Origin of the sequence: Burkholderia sp. KBS0801 (genome assembly GCF_005937855.2) — a bacterium.
GTDB classification, from domain to species: Bacteria; Pseudomonadota; Gammaproteobacteria; order Burkholderiales; family Burkholderiaceae; genus Burkholderia; species Burkholderia ambifaria.
Genome location: NZ_CP042178.1, coordinates 1,624,567 through 1,643,668 on the forward strand (window position 1 = coordinate 1,624,567; position 19,102 = coordinate 1,643,668).

Below are 19,102 nucleotides of genomic sequence, written 5' to 3' on the forward strand. Positions count from 1 at the left end.
CTTGTAACGATTTAGTAAGGTTCAAGAGGCAAAGGATAAGGGATGAGGCGGAAAAATGGCGCGCCGCCGCGAAATTTTCACGCGGCGGTGCGCCATTGCGGGGTACTACCCCGGTCGGAGGGAACGTGTCCCGCGCGCCGGCCGGCGCCGCGAGTCCACGAGAGGCTCGATCGGGCGAGGCAGCTGCCCCGCCGCCCGCGTCAGCGGGATGCCTGCGGGAACCGCGCGCCCGGCGGCGGCTCCGGTCGCGTCGACGGCACGCTCTTGCGCACCTTCGCGACCTGCGCGGCCGTGATCGCCGCGCCCGTATTGCCCCAGCTCGTGCGCACGAAGTTCGATACGTCCGCGACTTCCTGGTCCGACAGGCGCCAGCCGAACGGCGGCATCGTGAAGGTCGACGGCGCGGTGCGCGTGCCCGCGAGCGCGCTGCCTTCCAGCACGACGTGGATCAGCGACGTCGGATCCTCGCCCTGCACGACCGGGTTGCCGGCGAGCGCCGGGAACACGCGCGTGTAGCCGTGGCCGTCGCTGCGGTGGCAGGCCATGCAGTTGTCGCGATAGACGGCCGCGCCCGGCTTGCTCGCGTCGCCGCCCTGCAGCGCCTTCGCGGCGGCCGCGTCGTACATGTGCGCCTGCTCGCCCTGCACGCGCGGCGGCAGCGTCTTCAGGTAGCGTGCGATCGCGGTCAGGTCGTCGTCGGTCATGTGCTGCATGCTGTGGCCGACCACGTCCGTCATCCCGCCGAACGCGGCCGTGCGCAGCGTGCGGCCAGTCTTCAGGAACTGCACGATCTCGGTTTCGGTCCACGCGCCCAGCCCGGTGCGCGGCTCGCCGCGCAGGCTCGTCGGCACCCAGCCGTCGATCGCCGCGCCGCCGGCCAGGAAGTCGAGGCCCGCCGCATCGGTCAGCGCGCGTTCCTGCATCGTCACCGCGCGCGGCGTGTGGCACGCGCCGCAGTGGCCGAGCCCCTGCACCAGATACGCACCGCGCGCGATCACCGGATTGGTATACGGCGTCGCATCGAACGGCTTCGGCGTCGGCGCGAACAGCTTGCGCCAGAACGTCAGCGGCCAGCGCATCGACAGCGGCCACACGATGTCGACCGCGCGGTTCTCGTGCTCGACCGGCGCCACGCCGTGCATGAAGTACGCGTAGAGCGCCTTCACGTCGTCGTCGCTCAAACGCGCGTAGGACGGGAACGGCATCGCCGGGTACATCGTGTCGCCGTTCTTGCGGACGCCCTCGCGCACCGCGCGGGTGAAGTCGTCGAGCGTCCAGCCGCCGAGGCCCGTCTTCGGATCCGGCGTGATGTTGGTCGAATAGATCGCGCCGATCGGCGTGTCGAACTTCAGGCCGCCCGCGAACGGCTTCCCGCCGCTCGCCGTGTGGCACGCGATACAGTCGCCCGCGCGGGCCAGGTATTCGCCGCGCTTGACGAGGTTCGCGTCGGCCGACTGTGCGGCCGGTGCGGCTGCCGGGCCTGAAGCCGCCGCCGGCGCCGCCGGTTGCGCGAAGGCCGGCCCGCCGGCAAGACCGAGCACCGCCCATGCCGTGCCGATCGCCAGTGCGCGCCGAAGCGGGGACATGCGGCGCGCGGCGTGGTGGTGGTTGTGGTGGTTCACTGTCCTCTTCATGCGGTCACCAGCGGGGCGGGATTTTTCAGGTATTGCTCGCGGATCGCGCGTGCCGACCAGTAGGCCAGCGCGGCGATGATCCCGGTCGGGTTGTAGCCGATGCCCTGCGGCAGCGCCGACGCGCCCATCACGAACACGTTGTGCACGTCCCAGCATTGCAGGTAGCGGTTCAGCACGCTCGTCTTCGGATCGGTGCCCATGATCGCGCCGCCGACCAGGTGAGTCGTCTGGTACGCGCGCGAATCGAAATGCTTGCCGAATTCGCGCGTCGACACGCCGATCGCCTTCGGCCCCATCGCCTCCGCGATCTTCTTCATCTGCCCGGTCACGTATTGCGCCATCCGGATGTCGTTGTCCTTCCAGTCGAAGGTCATCCGCAACAGCGGCTGGCCGTACGAATCGCGGTAGGTCGGATCGAGGTCGAGGTACACGTCGCGGTACGACATGTTCGTGCCGTGCGCGTCCATCGAGATCGTGTGCGCGTAGTTGTCCTTGACCGCCTTCTTCCACGCCGAGCCCCACTGCGGCGTGCCGGGCGGCGTCGCGATGCCGCTGATCGGCTTCACGCCCGCCTGGTTCACCCACAGCGGCGAGCCGCCGACGAAGCCGAGCGGGCCGTGGTCGAAGTTGTCCGCGTTGAAATCGTCCACCGCGACGCCGTTGCCGCCCGCGCCGATGAACGGGTTCGTGTAGGTGTCCTTGTCGAAGAACGCCTTGATCGTCGACAGGTTCTGGTACGCGAAATTGCGGCCAACGACGCCTTCGCCCGAGATCGGGTCGTACGGCCTGCCGATGCCCGACAGCAGCAGCAGGTGCACGTTGTGATACTGGAACGCGGCGACGATCACGAGATCGGCCGGCTGATGCACTTCACGGCCGGCCGGGTCGACGTAGGTGACGCCCGTCGCGCGCTTCTTCGTGTCGTCCAGGTCCACGCGCAGCACGTGGCACTTCGAGCGCAATTCGAAGTTCGGCGCCTGCTTGAGCGCGGGCAGGATGTTCAGGTTCGGCGACGCCTTCGAGTACATGTAGCACGCGTAGCCGCTGCAGTAGCCGCAGAAGTTGCACGGCCCCATCTGCACGCCGTACGGGTTCGTGTACGGCCCCGACGTGTTCGCCGACGGCAGCCGGTACGGATGCAGCCCGAGCGATTTCGCCGCGTCGGAGAAGCGCTGCGCCGAGTAGGTGTTGAGCTGCGCCGGCAGCGGGAAGTTGTCGCTGCGGTTCGCCTCGAACACGTTGCCGTCGCCGACCACCTTGCCGCCGACCTTGTACGCCTGCCCCGACGTGCCGAACACCTTCTCCGCGAAGTCGAAATACGGCTCGAGCTCGTCGTAGCTGACGCCCGTGTCCTGGATCGTCATGCCTTCCGGGATGAACTTCTTGCCGTAGCGCTCTTCGTAGTGACTGCGCAGGCGCAGCTCCTCCGGCGTGATCCGGAAGTGCACGCCCGACCAGTGCAGCCCCGCGCCGCCGACGCCCTCGCCCGGCAGGAACGCGGCGAGCTGCCGGTACGGCAGTGCGGTGTCCTGCACGCCGTGGCGGATCGAGACGGTCGTCTTCGACAGATCGAGGAACAGCTTCTTGCGAACGTTGTAGGTCAGCTCGTCGATCGTGTTCGGATACGCGCCGTCCGGATAGGTGTCGCGATACTCGCCGCGCTCGAGCGCGACGACGTTCAGGCCCGCTTCGGTCAGTTCCTTCGCGAGAATCGCGCCGGTCCAGCCGAAGCCGACAATCACCGCATCGACGTGCGGCTTCTTTTCCGCGGCCATCAGCTGCGCTCCCCGTTGATCGAAACCGGGCCGTACGGATACGGCTTGCCGTTCTGGTTGACGAAATCCATGAAGTCGGCGCGCGCGCCCGGAAAACCGATCATCTTCCACGCGGCCATGTCGTGATTGCCGCCATGCACCGGATCGCAGAAGTAGCCTTCGCGCGTGTTCTGCAGCAACTGGCCGAAGAACACGGTGGACGGCACGTCGTCGATCTGCGCGCCGCCCTTCTCCAGTGCGCCGAGCACGGTGTCGCGGGTCGGTGCGTCGAGGTCGGCGAACGTCTTGCCGTGCGCCTTTTCGCAATAGCGGTTGACCGCCGCGATGCCGAGCCGGTAGATGTCGCGCGGCACCAGCTTGAGCTGATAGCCGAGCTCGGGCACGCCCTGCTGGAACGGCCCCTGCATGTACCACGTCGCGCCGTGCGCGTACGGGGTTTCCATCTGGCGGTCGATGAATTCGGGCACGCCGGTGTCGAGCGCGCCGGGGCCCTCGGCGTCGGCCGGGATCAGCCGGTCGACGGCGGCCTGGACGAACGCCCACTCCTTTGCATCGAAGAAGGTCGGCTTGTACAGCGCGCGTTCGGCGCCGGCCGCCGCGGCGGACGCATTGCCGGCCGTGGTCGCGGACGACGACGAGCGCAGGTCGCAACCGGCGACCGACGCGATCGGCACAAGCGCGACCGACGTGCGCAGGAAACGGCGGCGCGAATTGGGTTTGTCGGGTGGCGTGGACATGGTCGGATGTTGATCGTTGGGGAGCGTGGTTCGGGGACGCGCATTCCGCATGCGTCATGCCCAACCGGTAGCCATGCCGCACGCGGCCGGCGATCCTGTTTTTGCTGTATTGCGAACACTATCGGTGCGAGCGCCGGTCGCGCATTGCGGGGCGGCGCCGTCATGCAGCCGCGGCGCGCGCCGGTTCGGGCGCACCCCGCACGTCGACCTCTTCGCGGGCCTTATCGTCGGACAAATGCCGTGCTTCTCACGTCATTTACCCGCCATCGCCATGGGCCTGATTCAACTTGGATGCCGCGCCCGCCGACGGCAAGCGCAACGTGCACGACCCTCATTTCGGGCCCGGCGACGAGTGCCGCGAATTATAGATGGAACCGGTTCCATTTCCAAAGGGTTAGATGCAATTCATTGCATCGAAAATCGCAATAATTGAAAAATGCGGAAGTTGGAATGCGCAAGGCCCGTGCGCCACGAATCCGCTTGAAGAAGTGGATGTAGCGGCAATCGCCGCCCGCGCGCGCCGCAAAGATCCATGCGTGCGCAACGATCGTGAACGCGCCGCCCCGCTGCGCGGCACCCAAGACGATACCCACTGCATGTCGCGGACATGGCGACGCCCGGGCGCAAGACACCACGCCACGTGCTGCACTGCAGTGCGCGCACCGTCGCGGCGGGCCGCCGCTTGACTTCCCTCCGGGCACCACTACCCTTTTATTCCAGTACGGCCGTCGGACCGGGCATGCACCCGTCGCACACGGGCCGTTCGCCGGCACGCACGGTCGGACGATCGCAGTGCGCTCGGGCACGACAACAACGACGAATACCCATGGAGACGACTCATGCTGATCGGTGTGCCGAAAGAGATCAAGAACCATGAATACCGCGTCGGCCTCACGCCGGCCGGCGCACGCGAACTCACGCGGCATGGCCATCGCGTGCTCGTGCAGCGCGGCGCGGGCACCGCGATCGGCCTGCTCGACGACGACTACACGGCCGCCGGTGCGGCGCTGTGCGACGACGCGCGCGACCTGTTCGCGCGCGCCGACATGATCATCAAGGTCAAGGAACCGCAGGCCGCCGAGTGCGCGATGCTGCGGCGCGGGCAAATCCTTTATACGTACCTGCATCTCGCGCCCGATCCCGAGCAGGCTGCCGCGCTCGTGAAGTCCGGCGCGGTCTGCATCGCGTACGAAACCGTGACGGGCCCCGGCGGCGGGCTGCCGCTGCTCGCGCCGATGAGCGAGGTCGCGGGACGCATGTCGATCCAGGTCGCGGCGACGCACCTCGAAAGCCCGCGCGGCGGCCGCGGCGTGCTGATGGCCGGTGTGCCCGGCGTGCCGGCCGCGCACGTCGTGGTGCTCGGCGCGGGCGTGGTGGGCACCGGTGCGCTGCAGATGGCGGTCGGCCTCGGCGCACGCGTCACCGTGCTCGACACCAACGTGGGCCGGCTGCGCCAGCTCGACCTGATCTTCGCGAACCGGATCTCGACCGTCTGCTCGAACGCGCACACGATCGACGAAGCCGTGCGCGAAGCCGACGTCGTGATCGGCGCGGTGCTCGTGCCGGGCGCGTCGGCGCCGCGGCTCGTCACGCGCGACATGATCGCGACGATGCGCACGGGCGCCGTCGTCGTCGACGTCGCGATCGACCAGGGCGGCTGCTTCGAGACATCGCACGCGACGACGCATGCGCAGCCGACTTTCGTCGTCGACGGCGTCGTGCACTATTGCGTCGCGAACATGCCGGGCGCGGTCGCGCGCACGTCGACGTTCGCGCTGAACAACGCGACGCTCGGCCATGCGCTCGCGCTCGCCGACAAAGGCTGGAAACGCGCGATGGCCGACGACCCGCATCTGCGCGCGGGCCTGAACGTGTGCGACGGCCACGTCACGTACGAGGCCGTCGCGCTCGCGCTCGGCCTGCCGTACGTCCCGGCGGAAGACGTGCTGGCCTGAGCCCGGCGCGCCGTCACGCGCCCTTCGGGCGGTCGCGCTTCGACGCGCTGCCCGCGCCACCCATCGTGCGCGCCAGCAGCGGCCGCAGTTGCGCGAGCGTGCGCGTGTTGAGCACGTCGTGCCGCGTGAGCCAGCCGCGCCGCGCGTGGCCGATACCGTAGTCGAGGTTGTCGAGATCGTCCGCGCGGCGGGCGTCCGAGCCGATCGCCACCGCGACGCCGACCTTCGCGGCCTCGCGGCACCACAGGTCCGGCAGATCGAGCCGCCGCGGGTCGCCGTCGAGCTCGACGAAGCAGCGGCGCGCGGCGGCCGCGGCGAGCACGCGCGGCACGTCGAGTTCGCAGGCGTCGCGTTCGCCGAGCAGCCGGCCCGTCGGATGCGCGAGGATCGTGAAATACGGATGATCGATCGCGCGCAGGATCCGCTCGGTCTGCCTGTCGCCCGGCAGGTCGAAGCCGTCGCGCACCGCGCCGACGACGAGGTCGAGCCGGCCGAGCGCGTCGTCGGGCACATCGAGGCTGCCGTCCTCGCGAATGCCGGCCTCCACGCCCTTCAACAGCACGAAATCGTCGAACGACGCGTTGAGGCGGTCGATCTCGTCGATCTGTCGCACGAGCCAGTCGCAATCGGTACGGCCGCCGCCGGCATCCGGCATGCGGTCGGTGATGGCCAGATACGCGAGCCCGCGCGCGCGGGCGGCATCCGCCATCGCTCGCAGGCTGTCGCGCCCGGCCGACGCGTCGGTATGCGCGTGCAGATCGCCATGAAGATGCTTGCGCTCGACCAGCGCGGGCAGCGTGCCGGTGCGCGACGCGTCGATCTCGCCGCGGCCCTCGCGCAGTTCGGGCGGCACCCAGCGAAGGCCGATCGCCTCGTAGACGGAAGCCTCCGTCGCGCCCGCGATCCGCTCGTCGCCGCGGAACACGCCGTATTCGTTGATCTTCAGGCCGCCGGCCTGCGCAATCCGGCGCAGCGCGATGTTGTGCGCCTTCGATCCGGTGAAATAGACGAGCGCCGCGCCGAATGCGTCGGCGTCGACGACGCGCAGGTCGACCTGCAGCCCGTTGCCGAACATCACGCTCGAACGCGTCTTGCCGTTCGCGAGCACGCGCACGACGTCGCCGCAGCTGACGAACGCGTCGGCCACCGCGGCCGCATCTTGTGCACTCACGAGGATGTCGAGATCGCCGACCGTCTCGCGGCAGCGCCGAAAACTGCCGGCCGGCACCGCCTCGCCGACGCCGGCCACCTGGCGCAGCCGCTCGAGCATCGGCCGCAGCGATTGCGCGGCATCGGGCAGCAGGAAGCGCTGCGGCTCGCGCTGCAGGCGCTCGTCGATCGCGTCGAGCAGATGCGCTTCGGTCTTCGCGCCGAAGCCCGGCAGCGCGCGCACGTGCCCGCTCTTCGCTTCGGCGCGCAACTGTTCGAGCGAGTCGACGTGCAATGCGTCATGCAGCGCCTTCACGCGTTTCGCGCCGAGCCCCGGCACGTCGAGCAGCTCGACGATCGCGCCCGGCAACGCATGGCGCAGCGTTTGCTGCAGTTCGCAGGTGCCGGTCGCGGCGATCTCGCGCAGCTTCGCCGCGAGATCGGCGCCGATCGATGGAATCTGGCCGAGATCGCTGCCGTTCGCGATCATCGCCGGAATGTCGCGGCCGTACTCGGCAATCGTACGGGCCGCGTTGCGATAGGCGCGTACCCGGAACGGATTCGCGCCCTGAATCTCGAGCATGTCGGCGATTTCGGCGAATACGGCCGCGCACTCGGCATTGTGGATCGGCATGATCGGCGTGGCTCCCTTCCACGTGGATGGCGCCGTGCACTGGTGCGCCGGCGCTTGCCCGCCCGGCGCCGCATGTCGACGGCGGCGGGCGCCCGTTGGTCATCCTGCGCCGGTTGCCGGTGTCGCGCCGCGCGGGGCGCGCCGCCGGCGCGGCCCCGGCGCCGACGTCAGAGCGATGCGCGTGGCGTCGTCGCGTAGCGACGTTCGTACACCGACTGGCAATGCGTGCAGCGTTCGGCGCTCGGCCGCGCGAGCAAACGCTCGTAGCCGACCGGCGCATCGCAGTCGATGCACTCGCCGTAGCTGCCGTCGCGCATGCGCTGCTGCGCGCGCCCGATCGCGCGCAACTCGGCCAGCTTCATGCCGATCAATGCGTGATCCATGTCGACGAACAGATCGGCATTCGCCTCGTCGCCCTCGTCCGGCGCCGCGCCGGCGAGTTCGGCATAGGACTCCGACGCGCGCTGGTCCTCGGTCGTCCGGATATCCGCCCGCAACGTCTGCTCGCTGTCGGTCAGCCGCCGCTGCAGCGTCTGCCGTTGTTCTCGGTCGAGCGCCATCGCCGTCTCTCCTTTTCCCGGTTTCCGCGCAATGACGCATGCGGCGCGCGGTTGTCGCGCCGGTGCACGGCGGGCGGGCATGCGTCGCCCGCCGTGTCCGGATCCGCGCCCGGCCGCACGATGGGCCGGACGCATTCGACGCAGCATAAACCCAATGCACACGCATGTGTTGACCGGCGTCAGCGGCCACACCGCGCGCCCGAAAACCGGGGACGGACCTGAGCACCCGCGCGAGCGCATTTGTCAGACGCAGCGGCCGTTGAGATCGATCAATCCCCTGTACAAAGTTGCGTCGTAGATTGAAAACATGCGCGGCGAATCCGCGGCTTTCCGGGAGAACGTCATGGTATTCGGCGTCGTCATCTGGGTGGCCCTTGCGGCCCTGTTCCCGACGATGGTCGTGCCGACGATTCAGCACGCCATCCAGCCGTCGAGCGCGCAAGCCGCGCCCGACGCTCAACCGACCGCTTCGCCTGCCGTCTTGCCCGCTGCCTTGCCGGCGGGTGGACAATCGCCGGCGGATAGTTGAGCGCAGCGGGCGGTTTAGGGTTCGTGGCTGAGGTTGCGGTGCACGTCTCATCGAGGCGGCATCGCTCATCCGTGATATTTCGCAATCCTCTTCATCAGAACGCATTGCGTCCGACGAAGCCGCGCACGACCGTCATCAGGATGATCTTCATGTCGAACCAGAAGCTCCAGTTCTGCATGTAGAACAGGTCGAGCTTCACGCGTGCGGCCATCGCCTCGACCTTGCGCGTCTCGCCGCGATAGCCGTTCACCTGCGCCCATCCCGTGATCCCCGGCCGCACGCGATAGCGATACATGTAGCAGTCGATCAGTTGCCGGTAGAAGTCGTCGTGTTCGATCGCATGCGGACGCGGGCCGACCACCGACATCTGGCCGGACAGCACGTTGAAGAACTGCGGCAGCTCGTCGAGCGACGTGCGCCGCAGGAACGCGCCGACCGGCGTGATGCGCGCGTCGTTGCGCGAGGCCTGCCGCACGACGCCCGGCTGCGCGCGATGCGCGCGCATCGTCCTGAACTTGAGGATATGGAACTCCCGCCCGTCGGCGCCCTTGCGGCGCTGCCTGAACAAGACGGGCCCCGGCGACGACAGCTTCACCGCGATCGCCAGCGCCGCGAGCAGCGGCAGCAGCGGAATCAGCACGGCGACCGCGAACAGCCGGTCGAACGCGAACTTCACCCACAGTTCCGGCGCGGAACGCGGCGTGGTCGCGAGGTTGATCGCCGGCATGCCGAGCACATCGGTCGCGGAACGCTCGACGATCGCCATCTGCCGCACGTCCGGCAACAATCGCAGCTCGACGAACTCGTCGCGCAGTTCGCGCACGATGCGCCGGATGCGCGACTCGTGCGACATCGGCAGCGTGAGCCACACTTCGTCGATCTCGCCGGCGCGGATCATGCGCCGCAGCGCGACCCAGTCGTCGATCACCGGCACACCGCCGATCCCGTCCGCCGAAGCGGCTGGCGCATCGTCGTCGAACACGCAGGCCGCCGCGAACGGGCCGGCCGGCTCGAGCTGCAAGCGCTCGATCGCCACGCGTCCGTATGCGGTCGCGCCGACGATCGCGACCCGCCGCTGCCGCGCGCGCGAGTCACCGCGCTGCATCGCCAGCGCGCCTAGCGCCAGCCTGCCGAGCAGCAGCGCCGCGTCGCCGGACAGCACCGTCCGCGCGATCCAGCGCGTCGTGACCGTCCCGCCACGGTTCATGATCCACATCGTGCCGACCACCGTCAGCGCACCCGCACACACGACGGCCACCACCGTGCGCGTCAGCACGACCGCGCCGCCATGCGGCGACGCCCCACCGCGCGACACGCGCACGGTGCGCGGCAACAGCGCGACGGTCAGCACGCACAGCAATGCAATCGCGCCGCGCTGCGCATCCGCCAGATCACGCCACGCGAGCCCCATCGCGGCCTGCGCGGCGAGGGTTCCCGCCAGCACGAGCGCGACGTCGGCCGCTGCGACCGCGGCACGCCGCATCGCATTCGTTCCACCCGCCAGCGCGTGCATCGTCACGCACCGTGCGCGGGGAATCCGCCGTGCATGTCTTGCATGCGCTGTCGCACCGGCAGCGATCGCGCACCGGCGCGCGAGCCGAGCAGCCGGCGATAGTCCGCACGAATCAGCTCGTAGCACTCGCATGCCTGGCGCTCCAGACCGTCGCGATCGAGCACGGTGATGCGGCCGCGCCGCTGCCGGATCAGCCCTGCCTCCTGCAGATTGCCGGCCGCCTCCGTCACGCCTTCGCGACGCACGCCGAGCATGTTCGCGATCGTCTGCTGCGTGACGGCCAGTTCGTCGCCGTCGATCCGGTCGTGCGCGAGCAGCAGCCAGCGGCTCAATTGCTCGCTGACCGAGTGGTGCCGGTTGCACAGCGCGCTGCGCGACACCTGCGCCATCATCGCCTGACAGTAGTTCAGCAGCAGGCGGTAAGTGTCCGGCGAACGTTCGAATTCCGAGCGCATGATGCAGGTCGGCACGCGATAGGCCATCCCGCCGATGCGGACTTCGACGCGGTTCGACACCGCGGTGCCGCCGAGCAGCGTCGCCAGGCCGACCGTGCCTTCGCGGCCGACCATCGCGACCTCGACCATCGCCCCGTCCTCCATCAGGTGCTGCACGGACATCATGGCGGTGGTCGGGAAATGCAGGTGGCGCATCGGCTCACCGACCCGGTCGAGCATGCCGGCCTTGATCCTGACCAGCTCGAGATGCGGTGCAATGGCACGGATGCTGTCCTCGGGGAGAGCACCGAGAATGGCATTCGCCGAGTAGCTCGAGTAAAGATGAAGCATGTCTGTATCCCTTTTATCGTCCGCGCCGCATGCAGCCGCGTCAGCGGAACTCGTTATCGCGATGCGCGCCCGGACGACGACGGGGGTTGCGGCCACAACCCTCGACCGAATCGACCTTCGGCTTCACGCCGCCGGATCGAATCGGCAGTCTCGTTTCGACACGCCCGCCCGAATAAGCGATTTACGTGCCAATACCCGCTTCATCCTTAATATATAAACGATGCACGATTCAGAACGCCCGAATAGCCGCCTGAAAGGCGCCAAAAGCGTCTCATTTCCGGACACCTCCCGCCGTCGCGGACACACCATGCGATTCGACTGATCAATGATCACACCCTGGCCGGTGGCGCCAGCAGTGGCGCGCGATGCTTATCGTTCAAATACTTACGAGCCGTTTTCAATTGTTTCCGTGATGTCTCGCACGACGCCGAAGCGGCGGCACGGGCCTCAAATGACCGTTTGAAACTGTCTCAAATTTGAATCGATCCACTAATTCGCAGCTTTGTAAGCTGGCGCACATATCCCCACCAAGCCAATGATTCAATTGAATAAAATGATGGACGAATATCGATTGTCAAATAATGTTCAAGGCACTCCGAATAATTTCCGCTGTACGATTTGCATCGTCGTCCGATTGATTCACGATCGGCACTGAATTCACCACTTATCCATCGATCCACTTCGAGGCGATTAACTCACGGAAACATGAACCTCAAATCCATATAACAGTTGCATATACCTCCAAACGTCAAACTTTGTGAAATGACGTAATGGGTAATTTATCGAATTCAATTGCGTGCTAGCCTTTTCCCACTATCGGCATTCGAATTCCGACGAACACAAATTCGCACGCGCGTGCTAAATCCCCAGTGGGTGCCGCCGCGCGATCCGCGATTGCCCCTACGAGGATGCGCCGTGACTCACCAGGCCAATGACGCCGTCGCCCCCGCGAGCGGCATGATCGAGCTTTCCCACAGCTTCGACGCGAACCGGTTTCTCGCCGCCGTCGACCGCGACGAGCGCGCGACGCTGATTGCCAACCTTCAGCTCGTGCATCTGAAATCGGGCCAGGTGCTGTGCGAACCCGGCGAAATGCTCACTGCCGTCTACCTGCCTGTCACGACGGCGATTTCACTGCAGTACGTGTCGACCGGCGGCATGACGCTGGAAGTTGCGCAGATCGGCAGCGAGAGCGTCGTGTGCGACGACGTGATCGGCGGCAGCGGCCGGATGCCGTGCCGCGCTGTCGCATGCCGCGACGGCTTCGTCTACCGGCTCGACCGGCGCATCTTCGCCGCCGCGTTCGATGCGTCGCCGGTGATTCGCCATCTCGTGTTCGTCTGCGTGCGGCTGCTGATGGCCCAGGTCGCGCAGATCACGTTCTGCAGCCGCCATCACGTCCTCAAACATCAGTTATGCAGATGGTTCCTGCTCGCGTACGACCGGTCGCGCAGCATCGAGATCCAGGTCACCCACAGCATGCTCGCGCAGATGCTCGGCGTCCGACGCGAGACGGTCACGGACGCAGCCGGCGAGATCCAGCGGCTCGGCCTGATCCGCCAGTACCGCAGCTCGATCGTGCTCGCCGATCTGGCCGGCCTCGAGAAACTGTCGTGCGGCTGCCGCGCGATCGTGCGCGACGAGATGAAGCGCATCCTGTCGGCCGACTCTGGCGTGAGCGCCGCGGCGCGCGCGTGACGCACACGGCCGGTCCACGTTCGCGGGCGCGCCGGGTCAGCCGATTGTAGGGTGGCGAACAGAACGCCGTGCGTGCGAATGGTCTACTGATGCCGGGCTGCCGGGGGGATGTCAGCGCGCTGCGCGCGTCCGCCCGAGCGGACGACACCACGCACGCCGGAGCAGCACGTGAAAAAAGACATCAGAACCATCCTCAAGCATGTCGCCCATCTCGAAGCCGCGATCGATTCGATCGGCGACGGGGACGACCTCTACGAAGCGGGCCTCTCCTCGCTCGACACGATCCAGCTGATGCTCGCGATCGAAAAGCAGTTCAACATCGAGATTCCCGACGAGATGCTCAACCGCAACCTGTTCCGCAGCATCGACGCGCTCGCGGACACGATCGCCACCCTCCAACGCTCCGAGCATTCCGCATGAGCGCACTGCTTCCCGAGCTCGCGGCCGACGACGAAGCGCGCCGGCTCGACGAGGCCGCGCATGCGGTCGCACACATCGCCGCCCAGCACGCGGATACCGTCGATCGCGACGCGCGCTGCCCCGTCGAGGCGATCGAGGCCATGCGCGCGCGCCGCCTGTTGAGCGCGATGGTCCCGACCCAGCTCGGCGGGATGGGCGCGTCGCTGGCCGATATCGCGTCGGCTTGCTCGATCCTCGGCCAGGCGTGCGCATCGTCGGCGATGGTGTTCGCGATGCACCAGATCCAGGTCGCGTGCATCGTCAACCATGCGGCCGACCAGGGCTGGCACAAGCTTTTCCTGCAGCAGCTCGTGCGCCATCAGTGGCTGCTCGCGTCGGCAACATCGGAAGACGGCGTCGGCGGCAACCTGCGCGCGAGCCAGTGCGCGCTCGAGACCCACGGCGGCGAATTCCGGCTGCATAAATCCGCGCCGACGATCTCATACGGCGACTACGCGGACGGCATCCTCGCGACCGCGCGGCGCGATGCCGACGCGCCGGCGTCCGAGCAGGTGCTCGTCACGCTGCTGCGCGACGGCTATACGCTCACGCGCCGCGGCGAATGGGACACGCTCGGCATGCGCGGCACTTGCAGCAACGGCTTCGTGCTCGACGCCCGAGGTGCGACCGTGCAATGCCTGCCCGCGCCGTTCGCGCAGATCGCCGAACAGACGATGGTGCCGGTTTCGCACATCCTGTGGGCGGCGGTATGGATCGGCGTGGCCGGCGACGCGTTCCACCGCGCGCACCAGTTCTTCCGCGCGCAGGCACGCCAGACCGACGGCGCGCCGTCGCCCGCATCGCGGCGCATCGCCGAGTCGCTGGCGCTGATGCAGGCGATGCAGGCGCGCATCGACAACGTGCTGCGCCTCCATTCGAGCGCGTCCACGCGCTCGTGGTCGGCCGGCATGGCGTGGGCCGCCGAGATCAACACGCTGAAGACCTATGTGTCGTCGACGGCGCTCGAGGTCGTCCAGCAGGCCATGATGATCTGCGGAATGGCCGGCTACAAGCACGGCACGCCGTTCAGCATCGGCCGCCACCTGCGCGACCTGCACGCGGCGCCGCTGATGATCAGCAACGACCGCATCGCCGCCAATACCTCGAGCCTGCTGCTCGCACTGCGTCCCGCGACGCTGGAGAAACATTCGTGAACGATCGCCTCGCCGTACCCTCCGCCGCTTCCGCCGCCAGCGCGTCCGACGCGCCGCTCGATCGCGCGGGCGTCAATCCGCTGCGCGACGAGCTGATCGATGCGGGCCTGCTCGTGTCGACCGGGATCCAGGGCCTGTTCGGCCGCAGCGAGCGGTTCGAGCGCGTCGTCGAGGCGCTCGACGCGTTCGTCACGCGCCTGGGTGCCGACCAGCAGGCCGAAGTGCTGCGCTTCCCGCCGGCGATGAGCCGCACCGAATTCGAGCGCAGCGAATACATGAAGAGCTTCCCGCAACTCGCGGGCAGCGTGCACGCGTTCTGCGGCGACGAACAGCGGCACCAGCGCGTGCTGCAGTGCCTCGATCGCGGCGAGGACTGGACCGAAAGCCAGAAGCCGACCTACGTCGTGATGACGCCGGCCGCGTGCTACCCGGTCTATCCGGTCGTCGCGCGCGCGGGTGCGCTGCCCGCCGGCGGCCGCATTGTCGACGTGTTCTCGTACTGCTTCCGCCACGAGCCGTCGCTCGACCCGACCCGCATGCAGCTGTTCCGGATGCGCGAATACGTGCGGATCGGCACGCCCGAGCAGATCGTCGCGTTCCGCGAGACGTGGATGGAGCGCGGCACGCGAATGATCGACGCGCTGCGCCTGCCGAACGCGATCGATCTCGCGAACGATCCGTTCTTCGGACGCGGCGGCAAGATCGTCGCGAACAGCCAGCGCGAGCAGAACCTGAAGTTCGAGCTGCTGATCCCGATCGAACACGACGACCGCCAGACCGCGTGCCTGAGCTTCAACTACCACATGGATCACTTCGGGCTGCTGTGGGACATCCGCACCGCGACGGGCGACGTCGCGCACACGGGCTGCGTCGGCTTCGGCCTCGAGCGGCTGACGCTCGCGCTGTTCCGTCATCACGGCTTCGATCTCGACGCATGGCCGCAGGAAGTGCGCGACGTGCTGTGGGGCACGCGATGAAATTCGTGTCCCGCGACGGCGAGGATGCGTCGTTCGAGGACGTGCGCCATCGCGCACGCCATTACCGGCCGCACCCGCTGCACAGCCAGGAGATGGTCTGGAAACAGACCAACTGCTATGTCGACATGTGGCTCGAGGTGCTTCGGTGGTGGGGCCTGAATCCGTACGCGGCGCTGCCGTTTACGATCGCGCTCGATTTCGAGGGCGACCAGTTCACGTTCTTCAAGTTTCCGCACGACGAGCTGGAGCGGCTCTACGGGATCGTCGTGCAGGAGCACTCGATCTACGAACCGCTCGACCAGCACATCGAAACGCAGGTCGCGCGCGGCCACCTGATGATCGTCGAGGTCGACGCGTGGTTCCTGCCCGACACGCGCGGCAGCAGCTACCGCGCGCAGCATACGAAAACGACGATCGGCATCGATGCGATCGATCGCACGCACCGCCAGATCGGCTACTTCCACAACAGCGGCTATTACGTGGCCGAGGATTTCGACTACAACGGCCTCGTCGGCGGCGGCTCGCCGATGCCGCTGCCGCCTTACGTCGAATGCGCGAAGCGCCGCTTCGCACCGCTCGACGAGCGCGTGCTGTGCGACGTCTCGCTCGCGTCGCTGCAGCGGCACTTGCGGCGCCTGCCGGTCGTCAATCCGGTCACGGCGTTCCGGCGCCAGTTGCAGATCGATACGAAGTCGCTCGCCGATTCGCCGCTCGAACGCTTCCACGCGTACTCGTTCAATTCGGTGCGGCAACTCGGCGCGAACTTCGAACTGTTCGGCCATTACACGCGCTGGCTGCAGGCAAGCGGCTGCGTCGGGCCGTTCGCGGAGATTCGCACTGCCTGCGACCGCATCGCATCGGAGGCGATGGTGCTGGAATTCCGGCTCGCGCGAGCCTGCGCGCGCGGCAAGGAAGAACGCGGCGACGCGACGCTCGACGCGATCGAAGCGGCTTACACGGATCTGATCGACTGCGCGCGGCAGATCGCCCCGCCGCTGCGGCATGCGCTGCCCGTTCGCGTCGACGCGGCTCCCGTGCCGGTGATGCGGTGACGCGCGCGCGTGCCGCGCATGCCGCGCCCGCGTGGTCGATGCTCGCAACGGCCGCGGGCATCGTGCGCGGCCCGCTCGACCTCCCCGCCGACGGCTGGATCGCCGCCCCCGTCCCCGGCACGGTCGCGCAAGCGCTCGCGCTGGCCGGCCAGCATGACGATATGGCTTCGCTCGACGAGCGCGATCACTGGTATCGCGTCGAACTGCGCGGACACGGGCCGCGCGTGCTGCGCTTTCACGGCCTCGCGACGCTCGCCGACGCATGGTTCGACGACACGCCGATCCTGCGCTCGGACAGCATGTTCGTCGCGCACGACGTGCCTGTGTCGCTCGACGGCACGCACCGGCTCACCGTCTGCTTCCGCGCCCTTGCGCCGCACCTGCGCGACGCGCGCGCATCGCGCCGTGCACGCTGGCGCACGCGGCTGGCCGAACCGGCGACGCTGCGCAGCGTGCGCACGTCGCTGCTCGGGCACATGCCCGGCTGGTTTCCGCGCTGCGTGCCGACCGGACCGTGGCAGCCCGTCGATGTGCTCGACCCGGCCGACGGTCCGGTTCTCGTCCAGTGCGACCTGCATGCGCGCCTCGACGGCGACACCGGCTGGCTCGATGCGGAGCTCGCGTTCGCCGCTCCGCTGCCCGCTGCGTTCGCGGCCCGGCTGTCGTGCGGCGAGCACCACGCGACACTCGAACGCTGCGGCGCCGACCGGCTGCGCGCGAGCGTCGCGGTGCCGAACGTGCGCCGCTGGTGGCCGCACACGCACGGCGAACCGGTGCTCTACGACGTCGCGCTGCACATCGGCGCCGAATGTCGGCCGCTCGGCGCGACGGGTTTCCGCACGATCGAACCGGACGCCGGCGACGACGGCAACGGGTTCGGGCTGCGCGTGAACGGCGTGCGCGTGTTCGCGCGCGGCGCATGCTGGAGCAGCGCCGCCCCGCTCGCGCTGCACGCGGACGACGCGACCTATGCCCGTTTGCTCGGGTACGCGCGCGACGCCGGCTTCAACATGATTCGAGTCGGCGGCACGATGACCTACGAGGCCGACGCATTCCATGCGTGGTGCGACCGGCTCGGGCTGCTGGTGTGGCAGGACTTCATGTTCGCGAACTTCGACTACGCGCTCGACGATCGCGCGTTCGCCGACGCCGTCGATCGCGAAGCCGAACAGTTCCTCACGCGCCACCGCGCGTCACCATCGCTCGCGGTGCTGTGCGGCGGCAGCGAGATCGCGCAGCAGGCCGCGATGTCGGGGCTCGCGCCGAAGCAGCGCTTTCTCGAACTGACCGCCGAACGGCTCGCCGGCCATGCGGCGGCACGGCGGCCCGACGTGCTTTACGTCCCCGATTCGCCCGACGGCGGCGCGCTGCCGTTCATGCCGCGCGAGCGCGTGTCGCACTACTACGGCGTCGGCGCGTACCTGCGCCCGCTCGACGATGCGCGCCGCGCCAACGTGCGCTTCGCGAGCGAATGCCTCGCGTTCGCGAACGTGCCTTGCGACGCGATGCTCGCGAGCCTCGGTTGGCCCGGCGTTCACGAACCGCGCTGGAAGGCGGCCGTGCCGCGCGACCCCGGCGCGTCGTGGGATTTCGACGATATTCGCGATCACTATCTACAGACGCTGTACGACGTGGCGCCCGACCGCCTGCGACGCGAGGATCCGTCGCGCTACTTCGAGCTGTCGCGCGCGGCGATCGCGGACCTGATGCGCGCCACCTTCGCCGAATGGCGGCGCACCGGCTCGCGCTGCGCGGGAGCGCTCGTCTGGCAGTTCCAGGACGTGATGCCGGGTGCCGGATGGGGCTTGATCGATGCGACGCATCGGCCGAAATCGGCGTGGTATGCGCTGCGCCAGGTGCTTCAGCCGGTGCAGGTCCTGCTCGTCGACGAAGGGTTGAACGGCCTCGATGTGCACGTGATCAACGAACGGCCGGCGCCGCTGTCGGCGGCCGTCGAGCTGGTCGCGCTGCGCGACGGCCGCACACCGGTCGCGCGGGCCGGCGGGCCCGTCCGGATCGCCGCGCACGACACGGTGCGGCTCGGCTCGGCCGAATTGCTCGGCCGCTTCTTCGACTGGACCTACGCGTATCGCTTCGGGCCGTGCGAGCACGACACCGTCGTCGCGACGTTGCGCGCGGACGACGGCACGCTGCTGTCGCAGGCGTTCTACTTCCCGTCCCGCACGCATCCTGCGGTGTTCGCACGCCGCGAGCCCGGCATCGACGCATGCGTGTCGCGCATTGGCGATACGTGGTATGTCGACATCGACACGCGCCATGTCGCCCGTCACGTGCAGATCGACGCGCCGGGCTTCGTGCCGCTCGACGACTGGTTCGATCTCGCCCCCGGCACGCCGGCACACGTCGCGCTCGTGCCGCTCGACGACACGCGCGACCGGGCGGCGGCCGACACGCCGCCGAGCGTCGATATCCGCGCGATCAACGCCGCACGCACCGTGCGCGCCGCGCCGGCCGGCTGACTCGGCCGGGG

16 protein-coding genes are annotated in these 19,102 nt (G+C 68.3%); 8 read left to right on the plus strand and 8 right to left on the minus strand.

What is annotated here, in order from left to right:
- Positions 1 to 200: 200 nt before the first annotated feature.
- The 4 genes from FFI87_RS24160 to FFI87_RS35380 all read right to left on the minus strand — a co-directional run bounded on the left by FFI87_RS24160 (position 201) and on the right by FFI87_RS35380 (position 4,739).
- Positions 201 to 1,634: a cytochrome c gene (locus FFI87_RS24160; RefSeq protein WP_138848755.1), complete on the minus strand. Its 1,434-nt coding sequence runs from the start codon at positions 1,632 to 1,634 to the stop codon at positions 201 to 203.
- Complete coding sequence (locus tag FFI87_RS24165; RefSeq protein WP_138848754.1) at positions 1,631 to 3,409, minus strand: GMC family oxidoreductase; 1,779 nt, start codon at positions 3,407 to 3,409, stop codon at positions 1,631 to 1,633. Before FFI87_RS24165 ends, FFI87_RS24160 begins: the two co-directional genes overlap by 4 nt.
- Positions 3,409 to 4,146, minus strand: a complete 738-nt coding sequence (locus tag FFI87_RS24170) for a gluconate 2-dehydrogenase subunit 3 family protein (protein ID WP_138848753.1) — start codon at positions 4,144 to 4,146, stop codon at positions 3,409 to 3,411. The genes FFI87_RS24165 and FFI87_RS24170 overlap by 1 nt, the downstream gene beginning before the upstream one ends.
- 362 nt (positions 4,147 to 4,508) lie before the next feature.
- The gene (locus FFI87_RS35380; protein WP_186381729.1) at positions 4,509 to 4,739 is read right to left on the minus strand and encodes a hypothetical protein; all 231 of its coding nucleotides are present in this window, start codon (positions 4,737 to 4,739) and stop codon (positions 4,509 to 4,511) included.
- A gap of 246 nt (positions 4,740 to 4,985) precedes the next feature.
- On the opposite strand from FFI87_RS35380, the gene ald reads away from it, so the two are divergent.
- Positions 4,986 to 6,101, plus strand: coding sequence for an alanine dehydrogenase (gene ald, locus FFI87_RS24175; protein ID WP_012365921.1), 1,116 nt, complete (start codon positions 4,986 to 4,988; stop codon positions 6,099 to 6,101).
- A 13-nt stretch (positions 6,102 to 6,114) separates the two neighbouring features.
- Here the strand turns inward: ald and polX are convergent, their stop codons facing one another.
- The gene (gene polX, locus FFI87_RS24180; protein ID WP_138848752.1) at positions 6,115 to 7,884 is read right to left on the minus strand and encodes a DNA polymerase/3'-5' exonuclease PolX; all 1,770 of its coding nucleotides are present in this window, start codon (positions 7,882 to 7,884) and stop codon (positions 6,115 to 6,117) included.
- 167 nt (positions 7,885 to 8,051) lie between these two features.
- Positions 8,052 to 8,444 carry a TraR/DksA family transcriptional regulator gene (locus FFI87_RS24185; protein WP_006753534.1) on the minus strand — a complete coding sequence of 131 codons (393 nt, stop codon included), beginning with the start codon at positions 8,442 to 8,444 and terminating at the stop codon, positions 8,052 to 8,054.
- A gap of 343 nt (positions 8,445 to 8,787) precedes the next feature.
- Here FFI87_RS24185 and FFI87_RS24190 point away from each other — a divergent pair, with 343 nt between their 5' ends.
- On the plus strand, positions 8,788 to 8,973 hold the full coding sequence (locus FFI87_RS24190; RefSeq protein WP_012365919.1) for a hypothetical protein: 186 nt from the start codon (positions 8,788 to 8,790) through the stop codon (positions 8,971 to 8,973).
- 94 nt (positions 8,974 to 9,067) lie between these two features.
- Here FFI87_RS24190 and FFI87_RS24195 read toward each other — a convergent pair whose 3' ends face one another.
- The gene (locus FFI87_RS24195) at positions 9,068 to 10,456 is read right to left on the minus strand and encodes an undecaprenyl-phosphate glucose phosphotransferase (protein ID WP_138848751.1); all 1,389 of its coding nucleotides are present in this window, start codon (positions 10,454 to 10,456) and stop codon (positions 9,068 to 9,070) included.
- A 32-nt stretch (positions 10,457 to 10,488) separates the two neighbouring features.
- Positions 10,489 to 11,271: a Crp/Fnr family transcriptional regulator gene (locus tag FFI87_RS24200; RefSeq protein WP_012365917.1), complete on the minus strand. Its 783-nt coding sequence runs from the start codon at positions 11,269 to 11,271 to the stop codon at positions 10,489 to 10,491.
- Positions 11,272 to 12,186: 915 nt separating this feature from the next.
- Between FFI87_RS24200 and FFI87_RS24205 the strand changes: the two genes are divergently transcribed.
- From FFI87_RS24205 to FFI87_RS24230, 6 genes are all read left to right on the plus strand, one after another.
- Positions 12,187 to 12,969, plus strand: coding sequence for a Crp/Fnr family transcriptional regulator (locus tag FFI87_RS24205; protein WP_011658657.1), 783 nt, complete (start codon positions 12,187 to 12,189; stop codon positions 12,967 to 12,969).
- Positions 12,970 to 13,137: 168 nt separating this feature from the next.
- On the plus strand, positions 13,138 to 13,389 hold the full coding sequence (locus FFI87_RS24210) for an acyl carrier protein (RefSeq protein ID WP_006753529.1): 252 nt from the start codon (positions 13,138 to 13,140) through the stop codon (positions 13,387 to 13,389).
- Entirely contained in the window at positions 13,386 to 14,582 is a 1,197-nt protein-coding gene (locus FFI87_RS24215; protein ID WP_138848750.1) for an acyl-CoA dehydrogenase family protein, read from the plus strand. Before FFI87_RS24210 ends, FFI87_RS24215 begins: the two co-directional genes overlap by 4 nt.
- Positions 14,579 to 15,559, plus strand: a complete 981-nt coding sequence (locus FFI87_RS24220) for an amino acid--[acyl-carrier-protein] ligase (RefSeq protein WP_138848749.1) — start codon at positions 14,579 to 14,581, stop codon at positions 15,557 to 15,559. The genes FFI87_RS24215 and FFI87_RS24220 overlap by 4 nt, the downstream gene beginning before the upstream one ends.
- Positions 15,556 to 16,611: a DUF1839 family protein gene (locus FFI87_RS24225; RefSeq protein WP_138848748.1), complete on the plus strand. Its 1,056-nt coding sequence runs from the start codon at positions 15,556 to 15,558 to the stop codon at positions 16,609 to 16,611. Before FFI87_RS24220 ends, FFI87_RS24225 begins: the two co-directional genes overlap by 4 nt.
- A 38-nt stretch (positions 16,612 to 16,649) precedes the next feature.
- A complete protein-coding gene (locus FFI87_RS24230) occupies positions 16,650 to 19,091 on the plus strand; it encodes a glycoside hydrolase family 2 protein (RefSeq protein WP_409995121.1) in 2,442 nt (813 codons plus the stop codon).
- Positions 19,092 to 19,102: the final 11 nt, after the last annotated feature.

Excerpts from the sequence above, each read along its gene's own strand:
- FFI87_RS24160 (WP_138848755.1), bottom strand. The coding sequence starts at position 1,634 with ATGAAGAGGACAGTGAACCACCACAACCACCACCACGCCGCGCGCCGC.
- FFI87_RS24165 (WP_138848754.1), bottom strand. The coding sequence starts at position 3,409 with ATGGCCGCGGAAAAGAAGCCGCACGTCGATGCGGTGATTGTCGGCTTC.
- FFI87_RS24170 (WP_138848753.1), bottom strand. The coding sequence starts at position 4,146 with ATGTCCACGCCACCCGACAAACCCAATTCGCGCCGCCGTTTCCTGCGC.
- ald (WP_012365921.1), top strand. The coding sequence starts at position 4,986 with ATGCTGATCGGTGTGCCGAAAGAGATCAAGAACCATGAATACCGCGTC.
- polX (WP_138848752.1), bottom strand. The coding sequence starts at position 7,884 with ATGCCGATCCACAATGCCGAGTGCGCGGCCGTATTCGCCGAAATCGCC.
- FFI87_RS24185 (WP_006753534.1), bottom strand. The coding sequence starts at position 8,444 with ATGGCGCTCGACCGAGAACAACGGCAGACGCTGCAGCGGCGGCTGACC.
- FFI87_RS24190 (WP_012365919.1), top strand. The coding sequence starts at position 8,788 with ATGGTATTCGGCGTCGTCATCTGGGTGGCCCTTGCGGCCCTGTTCCCG.
- FFI87_RS24195 (WP_138848751.1), bottom strand. The coding sequence starts at position 10,456 with ATGCGGCGTGCCGCGGTCGCAGCGGCCGACGTCGCGCTCGTGCTGGCG.
- FFI87_RS24200 (WP_012365917.1), bottom strand. The coding sequence starts at position 11,271 with ATGCTTCATCTTTACTCGAGCTACTCGGCGAATGCCATTCTCGGTGCT.
- FFI87_RS24215 (WP_138848750.1), top strand. The coding sequence starts at position 13,386 with ATGAGCGCACTGCTTCCCGAGCTCGCGGCCGACGACGAAGCGCGCCGG.
- FFI87_RS24225 (WP_138848748.1), top strand. The coding sequence starts at position 15,556 with ATGAAATTCGTGTCCCGCGACGGCGAGGATGCGTCGTTCGAGGACGTG.
- FFI87_RS24230 (WP_409995121.1), top strand. The coding sequence starts at position 16,650 with ATGCTCGCAACGGCCGCGGGCATCGTGCGCGGCCCGCTCGACCTCCCC.